Origin of the sequence: Mediterranea massiliensis (genome assembly GCF_900128475.1) — a bacterium.
GTDB lineage: Bacteria > Bacteroidota > Bacteroidia > Bacteroidales > Bacteroidaceae > Bacteroides > Bacteroides massiliensis_E.
Genome location: NZ_LT635839.1, coordinates 76,034 through 91,498, shown reverse-complemented (window position 1 = coordinate 91,498; position 15,465 = coordinate 76,034). Strand labels below are relative to the sequence as shown.

Below are 15,465 nucleotides of genomic sequence, written 5' to 3'. Positions count from 1 at the left end.
GCCTTATCTGGGCGAATAATGATTTTATTTGACAATTATAAAACTATATGGAAAGTAAAGACCTGAAAACCCCGAAAAAGCATCGCATCCTGTTCGTCTGCCTGGGTAATATTTGCCGTTCTTCTTCGGCCGAAGGCGTGATGAAGCATCTGGTGGAGGAGGCCGGACTGGCCGATGAGTTCGTGATAGACTCCGCCGGTATCCTGAGTTACCATCAGGGCGAACTGCCCGACCCGCGGATGCGTGCCCATGCCGCCCGCCGCGGTTACGACCTCGTGCACCGTTCGCGCCCCGTCCGCACCAGCGATTTCGAGGACTTCGACCTCATCATCGGCATGGATGACCGCAACATCGAGGACCTGAAGGAACGTGCCCCCTCCGTGGAGGCCGAGCGGAAAATCCGGCGCATGACCGACTATTGCACCCGCTTTACCCATGCCGACCACGTGCCCGACCCCTATTACGGCGGTGCCGACGGCTTCGAGTATGTGCTCGACCTGCTGGAGGATGCTTGTGCAGGACTGCTGGGGGAATTGAGAATGGAAAATTGAAAATGGAAAATTATTCATAGAAGGGAAATTCTTTCTCATTATCCATTTTCCATTCTCAATTCTCCATTACCCATGGTACACGTCGTGATAGTGCCGCTTCTCGTCGTTGAGGCTGCACGTGGCGTCGATGCCCGCCTGCCGGAGGTGTTCGGCAATTTCCTGTAGCTTCGTGCGGGGTACGCGTCCGATGTAGTACAGGCGGTAGCGGTAGGTGTTGTCCAGCACTTCCATGACATGCGTGGCGTTCGGTTCGCGGGCAAAGTCGAAGTTCACCTTCAGCAGGTCGTCGTAGGCATAGTGGATTTCGCGTCCGGCACTGACGATGGTCAGGCGCTCGGCTTCCAGGCGGAGGTAGCAGAAGCGCACCTGCAGCAGGTAGATGCTGTAGAGGCTCATGCCGAAGAAGAGGACGGGCAGCACGATGCCCGCCCACGGCCCGGCGTTCAGGGTGTGGAAGGCCATGCTGAGGCAAAGGACAAACAGCACGAAGTACCAGAACTGGTAGAGCGACAGGCGGCGGTAGACCACCGGCTGGGCAGGCCCCCTGCCGCCGGCCGTGATGTCCGGGTGGTTGTCGAACGCAATGCCGCGGCCCACCAGCGTGCGCACCAGGGCCGTGGGATGGTTGCGCAGGTGGACGATGAGAATCTTCTCTCCGCCCGACTTCAGCCGCAGGGTCAGGATGCCGGGGCCGTAGACATTGGCCCGGCTGTGGCGGTCGGGTTCGGGCGTGTGGCGTTGCATGAAGCTGAAGCCGGCTATCTGCTCCGGCGTCAGCTGGTTGCGTTGCAGGAAGCGCAGGGCGCGCTGTTCTTCTTTGGGCGTTGGTTTCATGGCTTTATGGGGTTAGGTTTCACTTTTTCTCATCTTGTTTCTTCAGTTCGGGATAGCTGATGCGCGTGTGGTAGATGGTTTTAAGCTTCTCCTTGAACACCTCCTTCACGGTAGCGATGTCCTTGAAGGTGATGGGGCACTCCTTGAAGTAGCCCTCGGCCACCTGCGAGTCGATGATTTTATCCACCAGGTTGCTGATGCTTTCCTCGTCATACTGCGGCAGGCTGCGCGAGGCGGCTTCCACCGAGTCGGCCATCATCAGGATGGCCTGCTCCTTGGTGAAGGGATTCGGGCCGGGATAGGTGAACAGGGCCTCGTCGGGTTCCTGGCCGGGGTGTTCGTTCTTCCACGAGATGTAGAAGTATTTGGTCTTCCCCTTGCCGTGGTGGGTGGTGATGAAGTCCTTGATGACCTTGGGCAGGTTGTGCTTCTCGGCCAGCTTCACGCCGCCGGTGACGTGGCTGATGACCACTTGGGCGCTCTGTTCGTAGGTCAGGTTCTTGTGCGGATTGATGCCGCCCCGCTGGTTCTCGGTGAAGAACACGGGGTTCTCCATCTTGCCGATGTCGTGGTAGAGGGCACCGGTACGCACCAGCTGGCTCTTGGCCCCGATGCGGTTGGCCGCCTCGGCTGCCAGGTTGGCCACCTGCATGGAGTGCTGGAAGGTGCCCGGCACGGTCTCGGACATGCGGCGCAGCAGCGGGTTGTTGATGTTGGACAGCTCGACCAGCGTCACGTTCGAGGTGAAGCCGAAAGTCTTCTCCAGCACGAACAGCAGCGGGTAGGTGAAGAGCAGGAAGATGCCGTTGATGATGAAGTACATGTACATCCGTGCGTTCAGCTTGGACACGTCGTTCTCCGTAATCATCTCGAAGGCGAAGTAGAGGGCGGCATACGTCAGGATGACCAGTACAGCCGTCTTGAAGAGTTGCGAGCGTTGCGACAGCTCGCGCAGGCTGTAGATGGCCACCAGGCCTGCGGCTATCTGGAGCAGGATGAACTCGTGCGGGTAGCGCAGGCAGATGGAGCACACCAGGATGGTGATGACGTGCGTCAGGAAGGCCGTGCGCGAGTCGAGGAACACGCGGATGATGACCGGCAGCATGGCGTAGGGCAGAATGTAGACGTTGAACAGGTTCTCGGACACCATGACGGCCGTCACGACGGTATAGAACATCATCAGCGCGAACAGCAGCGACAGGCTGCCCTTGCGGTCGTAGTAGTCCTTGCGGAACAGGTCGAGGTAGAGCATGAAGCACAGCATGAAGATGCTGACGTAGAGTATCTGCCCGAGGAGCATCAGCCGCTGCTGTCCCACCGAGTCGCTGCGCTTGATGGACTCCTTGCGCAGGCTCTCCAGGATGTTGTAGGTCTCGGGGCTGACAATCTCGCCGCGGTCGATGATCTTCTGCCCGCTCAGTACGATGCCGCTGGCCCACGAATAGTTTTCCAGCATCTCCTTGCGGGCAGCCTCGGTGCGCAGGCTGTCGTAGGTCAGGTTGGAGGTCAGGTAGTTGTTCAGGGCACACTGGCGCAGGATGTAGGGACTGTAGCGCAGGGAGTCGGCCGTCAGGATGTAGTGGTAGGCCGACTTGACGGTGAACAGCTTGTCCGTGCCTTGCTGCCGGGCCGTCTTGTCGCTTACGGTCATGACGCTTTGGGTACTGTCACGGAGCAGCGTTTCCATGTCTTCGGACGAGAGGATGCCCGCCTGGTACACTTCCTTCAGTTTTTTTTCGATGTATTGCAGGTAATTGGAGTTCAGGCGCGTCATGAGGGTGTGGTTCTGGTAGTCGGTCCTCAGCTTCTTCAGGGCTTCTTCCTCCACGGCCTTGTCCTGCTGGTAGTAGGGCTGGAAGCGGGCCAGGATGCTGTCCTGCTCGTGTTTCACCACTTCGTCCGTCTTGTAGATGGGGAAGTCGAACGTGGCCATCAGCTGGCCGTATTTCCAGGGCTTGTTGATGTCAAACTGATAGTTAAACTTCCCGTCACGCGGCAGGAAGTAGACCATAACCAAGACACTGCCGATGAAAATGAGGGCTTTGTATAGCAAATCTCTATAACGCGTCGGCTTTTTCTCGTTGATTTTGTTCATATCGGTTGAAATTTTTGCGAAAAGTACAAAAAAAAACAATCATGTGGAAAAAAAGGCTTAATTTTGCCGTCTAAATATTCATAAAGTAAGGTAGATTATGACAGAAAGAAGAGTCAGAGTCCGTTTTGCTCCGAGTCCGACAGGAGCTCTGCACATCGGTGGTGTGCGCACCGCGTTGTACAATTACCTCTTTGCGCGCCAGCATGGAGGCGACCTCATTTTCCGTATTGAAGACACCGACAGCAACCGTTTCGTACCCGGTGCTGAAGAATATATCCTGGAGTCGTTCAAGTGGCTCGGCATCCCCTTCGACGAGGGTGTCAGCTTCGGCGGCGACCACGGTCCCTACCGCCAGTCCGAGCGCCGCGACATCTACAAGAAGTACGTCAAGGTGTTGCTCGATGCCGGAAAGGCCTACATCGCCTTCGACACGCCCGAGGAGCTCGAGGCCAAGCGCAAGGAAGTGGCCAACTTCCAGTATGACGCCTCCACCCGTCTGCAGATGCGCAACTCGCTGACACTCTCCAAGGAAGAAGTGGATGCGCTGATTGCCGAGGGCAAGCAGTACGTGGTGCGCTTCAAGATCGAGCCGAACGAAGACGTGCATGTGCACGACCTCATCCGCGGCGAAGTGGTCATCAACTCTTCCATCCTCGACGACAAGGTGCTCTACAAGTCGGCCGACGAACTGCCCACCTACCACCTGGCCAACATCGTGGACGACCACCTGATGGAGGTGTCCCACGTCATCCGCGGCGAGGAGTGGCTGCCGTCGGCTCCGCTGCATGTGCTGCTCTACCGCGCCTTCGGCTGGGAAGACACCATGCCCCAGTTTGCCCACCTGCCCCTGCTGCTGAAGCCCGAAGGTAACGGCAAGCTGAGCAAGCGCGACGGCGACCGTCTGGGCTTCCCCGTCTTCCCCCTGGAATGGCACGACCCCAAGACCGGCGAAGTGTCTTCGGGCTACCGCGAGGCCGGCTACCTGCCCGAGGCCGTCATCAATTTCCTCGCCCTGCTGGGATGGAACCCCGGCAACGACCAGGAGCTGATGTCGATGGACGAGCTGGTGAAGCTCTTCAACCTGAGCCACTGCAGCAAGGCCGGTGCCAAGTTCGACTATAAGAAAGGAATCTGGTTCAACCACGAATACATTCTCCGCAAGCCCGATGCCGAGATTGCCGGGCTGTTCAAGCCCGTACTGGCTGCTCACGGCGTGGACACGGCACAGTACAGCGACGAGTACCTGACCCGCGTGGTGTCGCTCGTCAAGGGCCGCGTCAACTTTGTGAAGGAACTTTGGGACCAGGCACGCTTCTTCTTCGTGGCTCCCGAGGCCTATGCCGAGAAGGACGTGAAGAAGCGCTGGTCCGAAGACACGCCCCGCATCATGGGCGAGCTGGTGGAAGTGCTGCGCGGCATTGCCGACTTCAGCTCGAAGCCGTCCGAAGACATCGTCATCGGCTGGATTACGGAGAAGGGCTACCACATGGGCAACGTGATGAACGCCTTCCGCCTGGCCGTCGTGGGCGAGTGCAAGGGCCCGCACATGTTCGACATCACCGAACTGCTGGGCAAGGAAGAGACCATCCGCCGCATCCAGCGTGCCGTGGAGGTACTGAAATGAAACGGAAATAACCCATAATCTTCGGAGGATATGCTGTTATACGATTTGGGAATAGGGCTCTACGATCTTGCGGTCCATCTGGCCGCGCCTTTCAGCCGCAAGCCTCGCAAGATGATGAAAGGCCATTGGGTGGTGTACGAGCTCCTGCGCCAGCAGCTGCAGAAGGACGTGCCCTACATCTGGTTTCACGCCGCCTCGCTGGGCGAGTTCGAGCAGGGCCGTCCGCTCATCGAGCGGATCCGTGCCAAGTATCCCCGCTACGGCATCCTGCTCACTTTCTTCTCGCCGTCGGGCTACGAGGTGCGCAAGAACTACCGTGGGGCCGACGTGGTGTGCTACCTGCCCTTCGACAAGCCGCGCAACGTCAGGAAGTTCCTCGACATCGTGAACCCCTGCATGGCCTTCTTCATCAAGTATGAGTTCTGGAAGAACTACCTCGACGAGCTCCACCGCCGCCGCATCCCCGTGTACAGCGTTTCTTCCATCTTCCGCCGCGGACAGATTTTCTTCAAGTGGTACGGAGGGCCTTATCGCAACGTGCTGCGCAACTTCGACTACCTCTTCGTGCAGAACGACCGCTCCAAACGCTACCTGGCCAAGATAGGCATCAACCGCGTCACCGTGGTGGGCGACACGCGCTTCGACCGTGTGCTCCAGATCCGCCGCGAGGCCAAGGACCTGCCGCTGGTCGAGGCCTTCAAGGGCGGGGCGCCGACCTTCGTGGCCGGCAGTTCGTGGCAGCCCGACGAAGACCTGTTCATCGACTACTTCAACGGCCATCCCGAGATGAAGCTCATCATTGCGCCCCACGTCATCGACGAGAGCCATCTGGTGGAAATCGTGCGCAAGCTGAAGCGTCCCTACGTGCGCTACACCCGTGCCGACGAACAGAACGTCCGCAAGGCCGACTGCCTCATCATCGACTGCTTCGGCCTGCTCTCTTCCATCTACCGCTACGGCGAGGTGGCCTACATCGGCGGCGGCTTCGGCGTCGGCATCCACAACACCCTCGAGGCGGCCGTCTATGGCATCCCCGTCATCTTCGGGCCCAAGTATCAGAAGTTTCAGGAGGCCGTGCAGCTCATCGAGGCTCAGGGTGCCTTCTCCATCCAGAACGGCGACGAGCTGAACCGTCTGCTCGACCGCCTCTTCTCCGACCATGCGTTCCTCGAAACAACCGGCCGCCGCGCGGGCGACTACGTCACCGGCCAGGCCGGTGCCACGGACAAGATTCTGGAGATGATCAACTTCTGACTTCAGTTCCCGCTGTCGATGCCGGGACTCTGTAGTTCCCATCCCGTACTTCCATACCTCCTCACGAAGCACTGCATGGGGGTGTGACGCAGTGCTTCGTGAGACATTGACGCCGTGCTCTGTCAAGTGGTGACGAAGCACGGCGTCAGCTTATCATGGTGTAGGCGTGGTCATTCCTTGTACCAGCCGGCGTACATCAGGTAGTTGTGCGCTATCTTCTGGTTCAGCTCCTTGGCCTGTTCGGGGTCTACTTTCTTGATGAACTTGGCAGGTACGCCGCCCCAAATGCTGCCCGGCTCGATGACCGTGTTGCTCAGCACCAGCGAACCGGCAGCCACGATGGCGCCTTCGCCCACCACGGCGTGGTCCAGCAACGTGGCACCCATGCCGATGAGGGCATAGTCCTTCACGGTGGCGCCGTGAATGGTGACGTTGTGGCCGATGGACACGTGGTCGCCTATCTCGATGGTCGATTTCTCGTAGAGCGTGTGCAGCACGCTGCCGTCCTGTATGTTCACACCGTTGCCGATGCGGATGGAGTTGACGTCGCCGCGCAATACGGCGTTGAACCATACGCTGCAGTCGCGGCCCATCTTCACGTCGCCCACGAGGGTGGCGTTGTCGGCCAGGAAGCAGTTTTCTCCTATTTCGGGCGTAAAGCCTCTTACTGATTTGATTAATGCCATTTCTTTTAGTGGTTAGCGGTTAGTGGTTAGCGGTGAGTGGTTAACGATGCTTACTAACCGCTTACCGTTAACCACTCACCGCTCTGTTTAAATCCTTTTGCAAGCCTTCTCCAGCCACAGCCGTTCGTCTTCGTCGAGGCTGGGCGAGAGTTGTTCGTACACCCTGCGGTGGTACTGGTTCAGCCAGTCGATTTCTGCCGGAGTCAGCAGCTCGCGGACGATGCCGCGGGTACAGATGGGGCAGAGGGTGACGGTCTCGAACTTCAGGTAGCGGCCAAACAGGCCTTCGCCTGCAGGGACGGTGAGCACGAGGTTCTCCGTGCGGATGCCGTGGCTGCCGGCCTTGTAGACGCCCGGCTCGTTGCTGGTGAGCATGCCCACGTGCAGGGTGACGGGGTTCTCGTTCATGCGGATGCTTTGCGGACCTTCGTGCACGTTGAGGAAGTGGCCCACGCCGTGCCCCGTGCCGTGCAGGAAGTTCATGCGGTGCTGCCAGATGGGCATGCGGGCCAGCACGTCGAGCTGTGCGCCGCGCGTGCCTTCGGGGAAGACAGCCATGGCCAGGTCGATGTGGCCCTTCAGTATCAGGGTGTAGTCGGTCTTCTCTTCCTCGGTCAGCGGGCCCAGGGCGATGGTGCGGGTGATGTCCGTAGTGCCGTCCAGGTATTGTGCGCCCGAGTCGAGCAGCAGGAAGCCGCGGGGCTCCAGCGGAATATCCGTTTCGGGTGTGGCTTCGTAGTGGACGATGGCTGCGTGGGCACCGTATCCGGCGATGGTGTCGAAGCTCTCGCCCATGTAGAGCGGCTGGGCGGCACGCAGTTCGTGCAGTTTCCGGTCGATGCTGATTTCCGTCTCATGGCCTTGGGGTACAGCCTCTTCCAGCCACTTCAGGAACTTGACCAGCGCCACGCCGTCGCGCTGCATGGCCTGTCGCAACCCGGCTATCTCCTGCTCGTTGCGCACCGCTTTCAGCAGAGCGACCGGCGAGGCGGTTTCGATGACGCGGCACTGCTGCGGTATGGCCGAGCGGACGGCATAGTTGGTCTTGCCCGGCTCCAGCATCAGACTGCCTGCGGGCAGCTCCTGCAGGTGGGCGAGGATGTCGGCGTAGGGCAGGCAGGCGACGCCGTTCTCCTCAAGGTAGGCGCGGACGGAGGACGTCAGCTTCTGCGGCTCGATGAAGTAGCAGGCTTCCTGTTCGCCAATCAGCAGGTAGCTGACGACTACGGGGTTGCAGTGTACGTCGCTGCCGCGCAGGTTCAGCGTCCAGGCTATCTCGTCGAGGGCGGAGAGCAGCAGGCACTGTGCCCCGGCCCGGCGCATCTCAGCGCGTACAGCCTCCAGTTTCTGGGCGCAGGTGCGCCCGGCATACTTCAATTCATGGATGAAGGCCGGTGCCTGCGGCAGGGGCGGACGGTCGGTCCAGATGTCGTCCATGGGGTCGGGCAGGCTCTTCACGGCGATGCGGGCGGCGGCCAGCTCTTCTTTCAGGCTGCGCGCCGCTTCGGTAGAGAAGACGGTGCCGTCGATGCCCACCGTCTGACCTTCCTGCAGCTCGGCACAGAGGAAGGCGGGGATGGAGGGTGTTTCGGGCAGCATCTCCTTGTACAGGTCGATGCCGGTGCCTTCCAGCTGGCTGGCAGCCTGTAGGAAGTAGCGGGAGTCGGTCCACAGCCCCGCTTTCTCCCGTGTCACCACGACGGTGCCCGCCGAGCCCGTGAAGCCCGATATCCATTCGCGGCTCTGCCAGTGGGGCGCCACGTATTCGCTCAGGTGCGGGTCGGTACTGGGGATGACGAAAGCCTCCACACCGGCCTGCTTCATCCAGGCGCGCAAGGCCCGGATGCGTTCTTGGATGGTAGTGTTCATAGTCGTTATATATATAATAATGTATCGTTTCCCGATTTCCACCACCGTCGGCGACGGCGGAAACACGTATCAAAAGTACGAAAAGGCCGCCGATTGCACAAACTTTCCGTCATGTTTTTGGAGCTTCATCCATGGAGCACAGGCCGGAAGAAGTGGCTTCGGAAGGCCGAATATCTGTCTGTCTGCTAATATTTTGCGGAAAGTTTTTTTGAGAATAAAGAAAATATGTGTACTTTTGCGGCTCGAATTAATCGTGAGATTTTATACATTAACTTTTTAATTAATTAATAACAATGATTGTAGTACCTGTAAAAGAAGGCGAAAACATTGAGAAGGCGCTGAAGAAATTCAAAAGAAAATTTGAAAAGACCGGCATTATCAAAGAATTGAGAAGCAGACAGCAGTTCGACAAACCGTCTGTAATCAAGAGACTTAAGAAAGAGCGTGCCGTTTACGTTCAAAAACTTCAGCAAGTAGAAGATTAATAATTCGTAAAATCCTTTGAATTATTGATTTCTTTTCATACATTCGTTGCACATTTAGTTATGTAGCGATATGTGGCTGACAGATTCTTTTTTGGACTATCTCCGTTACGAGCGGAACTATTCGGACGAGACCCTCAAGGCCTACGGCGAAGACATCCGCCAGTTTCAGAGCTTCGGCGAAGAAGAATCCGGCGTCCAGTCTCCTTCGGAAGTGGAGGCGGAACTGGTCCGTGAATGGGTAATCTCCCTGATGGACCGGGGATATACTTCGACTTCCATCAACCGGAAACTGAGTTCGCTCCGTTCTTATTACAAGTTCCTTCTGAAAAAGGGCGAGGTGAAGGCCGACCCCCTGCGCAAGGTGGTGGGGCCCAAGAACAAGAAACCTCTGCCGGTATTTCTGAGGGAAAGTGATATGAACCGGTTGCTGGACGATATCGATTTCGGCGACGGCTTCGAGGGGTGTCGTGACCACCTGATTATCGAAATGTTCTATGCCACGGGCATGCGGCTTTCCGAACTGATCGGGCTCGACGACAAGGATGTGGACTTTGCGGCTTCGGTCATCAAGGTGACCGGCAAGCGCAACAAGCAGCGTCTCATTCCCTTCGGTGACGAACTGAAGAACGGAATGCTGGAATATGTCAGGGTGAGGAATGAAAACGTGGATGTCAAGTCCGACGCTTTCTTCGTCCGCAAGACGGGCGAACGCCTCTATCGCAACATCGTGGAAAGAATTGTGAAGCGAAACCTTTCGAAAGTGGTGTCCGTGAAAAAACGGAGCCCGCACGTGCTGAGGCATACCTTTGCGACGAGCATGCTCAATCATGAAGCAGCGCTGGGAGCCATCAAGGAACTGCTGGGGCACGAAAGCCTGGCCACTACCGAGATTTATACGCACACGACTTTCGAGGAGCTTAAAAAAGTGTATAACCAGGCCCATCCTCGGGCTTAAAGAAAAGGAGGTATGTATGGAAATTAGAATTCAATCAATTCACTTTGACGCATCAGAGCAATTGCAGGCTTTTATCCAGAAGAAAGCTGCGAAGTTGGAGCGATTTTATGACGATATAAAGAAAGTAGAGGTGTCATTAAAGGTAGTTAAACCGGAAACAGCCGAAAACAAGGAAGCCGGGGTGAAAGTTTTGGTCCCCAACGGCGAATTGTATGCGAACAAGGTCTGTGATACGTTTGAAGAGGCCGTAGACTTGTGTCTGGACGCTTTGGAAAAACAGCTGGTTAAGTACAAGGAAAAGATTCGAAATAAATAAATATCGCAAAAAATTTTGCGGGAAAGAAATAAATGTCTAAATTTGCAGCCGTTTCGCACACGATACGGCGAAGCGGCTGCAAATAATGCCTCTTTAGCTCAGTTGGCCAGAGCACGTGATTTGTAATCTCGGGGTCGTTGGTTCGAATCCGACAAGAGGCTCTAAAAAAGTGATGGGCAAATACCAGAGTGGCCAAATGGGGCAGACTGTAAATCTGCTGGCTTACGCCTTCGGTGGTTCGAATCCATCTTTGCCCACTCCTTCACTTGCTGTTATAGCTCAGCGGTAGAGCACTTCCTTGGTAAGGAAGAGGTCCCGGGTTCAAGTCCCGGTAACAGCTCTTTCGGTAGTAAAAGCTGATTATTAATCAAATAAATAAAAGTAAAGCTATGGCTAAAGAGAAATTTGAACGCACCAAACCCCATGTGAACATTGGTACGATTGGTCACGTAGACCACGGTAAGACGACTTTGACTGCTGCTATTACGAAGGTATTGGCAGAAAGAGGTTTCACAAAAGCTGACGAAATCAAGTCTTTCGATCAGATCGATAACGCTCCCGAAGAGAAGGAACGTGGTATCACAATCAACACTTCTCACGTAGAGTATGAAACTGCCAACCGTCACTATGCACACGTTGACTGCCCGGGACACGCCGACTATGTAAAGAACATGGTAACTGGTGCTGCTCAGATGGATGGTGCTATCATCGTAGTTGCTGCAACTGATGGTCCGATGCCTCAGACTCGCGAGCACATCCTGTTGGCCCGTCAGGTAAACGTACCGAGACTGGTTGTATTCATGAACAAGTGCGATATGGTAGACGACCCCGAAATGTTGGAGCTCGTTGAAATGGAAATGCGCGAACTGCTGTCTGCTTACGACTTCGATGGCGACAACACTCCGTTTATCCAGGGTTCTGCACTGGGTGCATTGAACGGTGTTCCCAAATGGGAAGACAAGATCATGGAGCTGATGGATGCTTGCGACACTTGGATTCCTCTGCCTCCGCGTGACATCGACAAACCGTTCTTGATGCCTGTTGAAGACGTATTCTCTATCACGGGTCGTGGTACTGTAGCTACTGGTCGTATCGAGGCTGGTGTTGTTAAGGTAGGCGACGAAGTTGAAATCCTGGGTCTCGGTGAGGACAAGAAGTCGGTTGTAACTGGCGTTGAAATGTTCCGCAAACTGTTGGACGAAGGTGAAGCTGGTGATAACGTAGGTCTGTTGCTGCGTGGTATCGACAAGAACGAAATCAAGCGTGGTATGGTACTCTGCAAGCCGGGTCAGATTAAGCCCCACTCCAAATTCAAAGCTTCTATCTACGTTTTGAAGAAAGAAGAAGGTGGCCGTCACACTCCGTTCCACAACAAATACCGTCCTCAGTTCTATCTGCGTACTATGGACTGTACAGGTGAAATCACTCTGCCCGAAGGTGTAGAAATGGTAATGCCTGGTGATAACGTAGAAATCACTGTTACTCTGATCTATCCGGTAGCTTTGAACGTAGGTCTGCGCTTCGCTATCCGTGAAGGTGGTCGTACAGTAGGTTCTGGTCAGATTACTGAAATTCTTGACTAATAAATATTCTCTTAATCAGTTCTCGGCTCAGGTCGGGAACTGATTATGTTCAAACGGGAGTAGCTCAGTTGGTAGAGCACCGGTCTCCAAAACCGGGTGTCGGGAGTTCGAGCCTCTCCTCCCGTGCTAAGTATTATTGCAATGAAAAAGATTGTAACCTATTTGAAAGAAACCTACGACGAGCTTGTACATAAAGTGTCGTGGCCCACGTATTCTGAACTTACCAACAGTGCAGTAGTTGTTTTATATGCTTCCCTGCTCATTGCATTGGTGGTATTCGTGATGGACTTCTGCTTCCAGCATGTAATGGAGTTTATTTATCCTCATTAAAAAAGTTTGAAGAATGTCTGAGATTGAAAAAAAGTGGTACGTGTTGCGTGCTATTAGCGGAAAAGAAGCTAAGGTAAAGGAATATCTTGAAGCTGACATTAAGAACAGCGACCTTGGTGATTACGTATCTCAGGTGTTGATCCCTACTGAAAAGGTGTATCAGGTTCGCAACGGAAAGAAGATTGTGAAAGAAAGAAGTTATCTTCCCGGATATGTCTTGGTAGAGGCGGCTTTGGTTGGTGAGGTTGCTCATCACTTGAGAAATACTCCTAACGTGATTGGTTTCTTGGGCGGCATGGACAAACCGGTCCCCTTGAGACAGTCGGAAGTCAATCGCATACTTGGCACGGTCGACGAATTGCAGGATGCCGCAGACGATGTGAACATCCCGTATGTAGTCGGCGAGACCGTAAAAGTGAATTACGGTCCGTTCAGCGGATTCAGTGGAATCATTGAAGAAGTGAATGCCGAGAAGAAGAAACTGAAGGTCATGGTAAAGATATTCGGGCGGAAGACTCCGCTTGAATTGGGCTTTATGCAAGTGGAAAAAGAATGATGCAGGTGTTACGCTGTATCGTTTCGTCATTATTGTAATATATAAATCAATCAATTAAAATGGCTAAAGAAGTTGCTGGACTAATCAAGTTACAGATTAAAGGAGGCGCTGCAAATCCATCACCTCCCGTTGGACCTGCATTGGGTTCGAAGGGTATCAACATCATGGAATTTTGCAAGCAATTCAACGCCAGAACCCAGGACAAGGCAGGTAAGATACTTCCTGTTATCATTACTTACTACGCAGACAAGTCTTTCGATTTTGTTATCAAGACTCCGCCAGTAGCCATCCAGTTGCTGGAGCTGACCAAGCAAAAGAGCGGTTCTGCAGAACCCAATCGTAAGAAGATTGCAGAGATTACTTGGGATCAGGTTCGTACGATTGCTCAGGACAAGTTGGTCGACTTGAACTGCTTCACTGTAGAAGCCGCCATGAAGATGGTTGCCGGTACAGCGAGAAGTATGGGTATCACTGTAAAAGGGGAGTTCCCGGTTAATAACTAATAAACTTCAATTAGAATGGGTAAACTGACAAAAAATCAAAAGTTAGCTGCAGAGAAGATTGAAGCAGGGAAAGCATACTCTCTTAAAGAAGCTTCTGCTTTGGTAAAGGAACTCACTTTTACTAAGTTTGACGCTTCCATAGATATCGACGTACGTTTGGGCGTTGACCCGCGTAAGGCTAACCAGATGGTGAGAGGTGTCGTTTCACTTCCTCACGGTACTGGTAAGGTGACGCGTGTTTTGGTGCTTTGTACACCGGATGCTGAAGCTGCTGCAAAAGAAGCTGGCGCTGACTATGTTGGTCTTGACGAATATATTGAAAAGATCAAAGGTGGATGGACTGATATTGATGTAATCATCACTATGCCGTCTATCATGGGTAAGATTGGTGCCCTCGGTCGTATTCTCGGTCCTCGTGGATTGATGCCGAATCCGAAGAGTGGTACTGTAACTATGGATGTTGCTAAAGCTGTAAAGGAAGTAAAACAAGGTAAAATCGACTTCAAGGTTGACAAGAGCGGTATCGTTCATACTTCCATCGGTAAAGTTTCATTTACTGCGGACCAGATCCGTGACAATGCAAAGGAATTCATTTCTACATTGAATAAATTGAAACCGACTGCAGCCAAGGGTACATATATTAAGAGTATTTATCTTTCTAGTACAATGAGTGCGGGTATCAAGATCGACCCGAAATCAGTGGAAGAAATCTAATAAAACGGAGTAATAATGAGAAAGGAAGATAAAAGTACGATTATAGAGCAGATTGCTGCTACAGTAAAGGAATACGGACACTTCTACCTGGTTGATACAACTGCTATGAACGCAGCTGCTACCAGCGCGCTGAGAGCTGCTTGCTTCAAGGCCGACATCAAGCTGATGGTCGTTAAGAACTCGCTGCTTCACAAGGCTCTGGAAAGCCTGGAGGAAGATTATTCTCCGCTTTATGGTTGTCTGAAAGGTACAACAGCCGTGATGTTCTGCAACGTTGCAAATGCACCGGCCAAGTTGATCAAGGACAAGTCTAAAGACGGTATTCCCGGACTGAAAGGCGCATATGCTGAAGAAAGCTTCTATGTTGGTGCTGACCAGTTGGATGCTCTCGTAGCTATCAAGAGCAAGAACGAAGTTATTGCCGAAATCGTGGCATTGCTGCAATCTCCGGCCAAGAACGTTATCTCTGCTCTGCAATCAGGTGGTAACACCCTTCACGGAGTTCTCAAGACTCTTGGTGAAAGAACCGAGGCTTAAGCCTCGATTTATCAGGGCGGCCTGTTGAAGCAGGCAGCCGAAAACAACAATTTATCAATTTACATTAGTATTTAAACAATTAAATTCATACAAAAATGGCAGATTTGAAAGCTTTTGCAGAACAATTAGTTAACTTGACAGTAAAAGAAGTTAATGAACTTGCAACTATCCTGAAGGAAGAATATGGTATTGAACCTGCTGCTGCAGCTGTTGCTGTTGCTGCTGGCCCCGCAGCCGCTGGTGCTGCTGCCGCTGAAGAGAAGACCTCTTTCGATGTAGTTTTGAAGAGCGCTGGTGCAGCTAAACTTCAAGTAGTTAAGGCCGTTAAGGAAGCTTGTGGTCTTGGTTTGAAGGAAGCTAAGGACATGGTTGACGGTGCTCCTAGCGTAGTAAAAGAAGGTTTGGCTAAGGACGAAGCAGAATCATTGAAGAAAACACTGGAAGAAGCTGGAGCTGAAGTTGAACTTAAATAACATTAGCCTGTAAATCAGGTAATTCGGTTAGGAACCCTTCGTGAAAAGGGTTCTTAACCTTTTTGTGTATATATTTAAAATTCACTTCTACAAATCCATT

The 15,465-nt window shown here is 53.6% G+C and carries 17 protein-coding genes and 4 tRNA genes; 17 read left to right on the top strand and 4 right to left on the bottom strand.

Annotated features, from left to right (window positions below; all coding sequences use genetic code 11):
- The first annotated feature begins 47 nt into the window (after positions 1 to 47).
- On the top strand, positions 48 to 551 hold the full coding sequence (locus BQ7483_RS13870) for a low molecular weight protein-tyrosine-phosphatase (RefSeq protein WP_072546310.1): 504 nt from the start codon (positions 48 to 50) through the stop codon (positions 549 to 551).
- Between the two features lie 66 nt (positions 552 to 617).
- Here the strand turns inward: BQ7483_RS13870 and BQ7483_RS13865 are convergent, their stop codons facing one another.
- Together BQ7483_RS13865 and BQ7483_RS13860 are read right to left on the bottom strand one after the other, a co-directional pair.
- Complete coding sequence (locus BQ7483_RS13865; RefSeq protein WP_072546309.1) at positions 618 to 1,385, bottom strand: hypothetical protein; 768 nt, start codon at positions 1,383 to 1,385, stop codon at positions 618 to 620.
- 19 nt (positions 1,386 to 1,404) lie between these two features.
- Positions 1,405 to 3,480, bottom strand: coding sequence for an HD family phosphohydrolase (locus BQ7483_RS13860; protein ID WP_072546308.1), 2,076 nt, complete (start codon positions 3,478 to 3,480; stop codon positions 1,405 to 1,407).
- Positions 3,481 to 3,577: 97 nt separating this feature from the next.
- Here BQ7483_RS13860 and gltX point away from each other — a divergent pair, with 97 nt between their 5' ends.
- On the top strand, positions 3,578 to 5,104 hold the full coding sequence (gltX, locus tag BQ7483_RS13855; protein ID WP_072546307.1) for a glutamate--tRNA ligase: 1,527 nt from the start codon (positions 3,578 to 3,580) through the stop codon (positions 5,102 to 5,104).
- 33 nt (positions 5,105 to 5,137) lie between these two features.
- Positions 5,138 to 6,358 (top strand): 3-deoxy-D-manno-octulosonic acid transferase, encoded by a 1,221-nt coding sequence (locus BQ7483_RS13850; protein ID WP_072546745.1) that lies wholly within the window; start codon positions 5,138 to 5,140, stop codon positions 6,356 to 6,358.
- A gap of 170 nt (positions 6,359 to 6,528) precedes the next feature.
- Here the strand turns inward: BQ7483_RS13850 and BQ7483_RS13845 are convergent, their stop codons facing one another.
- Positions 6,529 to 7,044, bottom strand: a complete 516-nt coding sequence (locus tag BQ7483_RS13845; protein WP_022020001.1) for a gamma carbonic anhydrase family protein — start codon at positions 7,042 to 7,044, stop codon at positions 6,529 to 6,531.
- A gap of 87 nt (positions 7,045 to 7,131) precedes the next feature.
- Positions 7,132 to 8,913: an aminopeptidase P family protein gene (locus BQ7483_RS13840; RefSeq protein WP_072546306.1), complete on the bottom strand. Its 1,782-nt coding sequence runs from the start codon at positions 8,911 to 8,913 to the stop codon at positions 7,132 to 7,134.
- Positions 8,914 to 9,206: 293 nt separating this feature from the next.
- Here BQ7483_RS13840 and rpsU point away from each other — a divergent pair, with 293 nt between their 5' ends.
- The 14 genes from rpsU to rplL all read left to right on the top strand — a co-directional run bounded on the left by rpsU (position 9,207) and on the right by rplL (position 15,365).
- Positions 9,207 to 9,398 (top strand): 30S ribosomal protein S21, encoded by a 192-nt coding sequence (rpsU, locus tag BQ7483_RS13835; RefSeq protein ID WP_022020003.1) that lies wholly within the window; start codon positions 9,207 to 9,209, stop codon positions 9,396 to 9,398.
- Between the two features lie 70 nt (positions 9,399 to 9,468).
- The gene (gene xerC, locus BQ7483_RS13830; RefSeq protein WP_072546305.1) at positions 9,469 to 10,353 is read left to right on the top strand and encodes a tyrosine recombinase XerC; all 885 of its coding nucleotides are present in this window, start codon (positions 9,469 to 9,471) and stop codon (positions 10,351 to 10,353) included.
- A 16-nt stretch (positions 10,354 to 10,369) separates the two neighbouring features.
- Positions 10,370 to 10,669 carry a ribosome hibernation-promoting factor, HPF/YfiA family gene (gene hpf, locus BQ7483_RS13825; protein ID WP_022020005.1) on the top strand — a complete coding sequence of 100 codons (300 nt, stop codon included), beginning with the start codon at positions 10,370 to 10,372 and terminating at the stop codon, positions 10,667 to 10,669.
- Between the two features lie 87 nt (positions 10,670 to 10,756).
- Positions 10,757 to 10,830 (top strand) — tRNA-Thr (locus BQ7483_RS13820).
- Between the two features lie 13 nt (positions 10,831 to 10,843).
- Positions 10,844 to 10,926 (top strand) — tRNA-Tyr (locus BQ7483_RS13815).
- Between the two features lie 11 nt (positions 10,927 to 10,937).
- Positions 10,938 to 11,009, top strand: a tRNA-Thr gene (locus tag BQ7483_RS13810).
- 49 nt (positions 11,010 to 11,058) lie between these two features.
- Positions 11,059 to 12,252, top strand: a complete 1,194-nt coding sequence (tuf, locus tag BQ7483_RS13805) for an elongation factor Tu (RefSeq protein ID WP_072546304.1) — start codon at positions 11,059 to 11,061, stop codon at positions 12,250 to 12,252.
- 53 nt (positions 12,253 to 12,305) lie between these two features.
- Positions 12,306 to 12,378: transfer RNA gene (locus BQ7483_RS13800), tRNA-Trp, on the top strand.
- 15 nt (positions 12,379 to 12,393) lie between these two features.
- Positions 12,394 to 12,582 (top strand): preprotein translocase subunit SecE, encoded by a 189-nt coding sequence (secE, locus tag BQ7483_RS13795; protein WP_072546303.1) that lies wholly within the window; start codon positions 12,394 to 12,396, stop codon positions 12,580 to 12,582.
- A 13-nt stretch (positions 12,583 to 12,595) separates the two neighbouring features.
- Positions 12,596 to 13,138 (top strand): transcription termination/antitermination protein NusG, encoded by a 543-nt coding sequence (gene nusG / locus BQ7483_RS13790; RefSeq protein WP_072546302.1) that lies wholly within the window; start codon positions 12,596 to 12,598, stop codon positions 13,136 to 13,138.
- 59 nt (positions 13,139 to 13,197) lie between these two features.
- Complete coding sequence (gene rplK, locus BQ7483_RS13785; protein WP_072546301.1) at positions 13,198 to 13,641, top strand: 50S ribosomal protein L11; 444 nt, start codon at positions 13,198 to 13,200, stop codon at positions 13,639 to 13,641.
- A gap of 15 nt (positions 13,642 to 13,656) precedes the next feature.
- On the top strand, positions 13,657 to 14,355 hold the full coding sequence (gene rplA / locus BQ7483_RS13780) for a 50S ribosomal protein L1 (RefSeq protein WP_072546300.1): 699 nt from the start codon (positions 13,657 to 13,659) through the stop codon (positions 14,353 to 14,355).
- 15 nt (positions 14,356 to 14,370) lie between these two features.
- On the top strand, positions 14,371 to 14,892 hold the full coding sequence (gene rplJ / locus BQ7483_RS13775; RefSeq protein WP_022020580.1) for a 50S ribosomal protein L10: 522 nt from the start codon (positions 14,371 to 14,373) through the stop codon (positions 14,890 to 14,892).
- Positions 14,893 to 14,987: 95 nt separating this feature from the next.
- On the top strand, positions 14,988 to 15,365 hold the full coding sequence (rplL, locus tag BQ7483_RS13770; protein ID WP_022020579.1) for a 50S ribosomal protein L7/L12: 378 nt from the start codon (positions 14,988 to 14,990) through the stop codon (positions 15,363 to 15,365).
- The last annotated feature ends 100 nt before the right edge of the window (positions 15,366 to 15,465 follow it).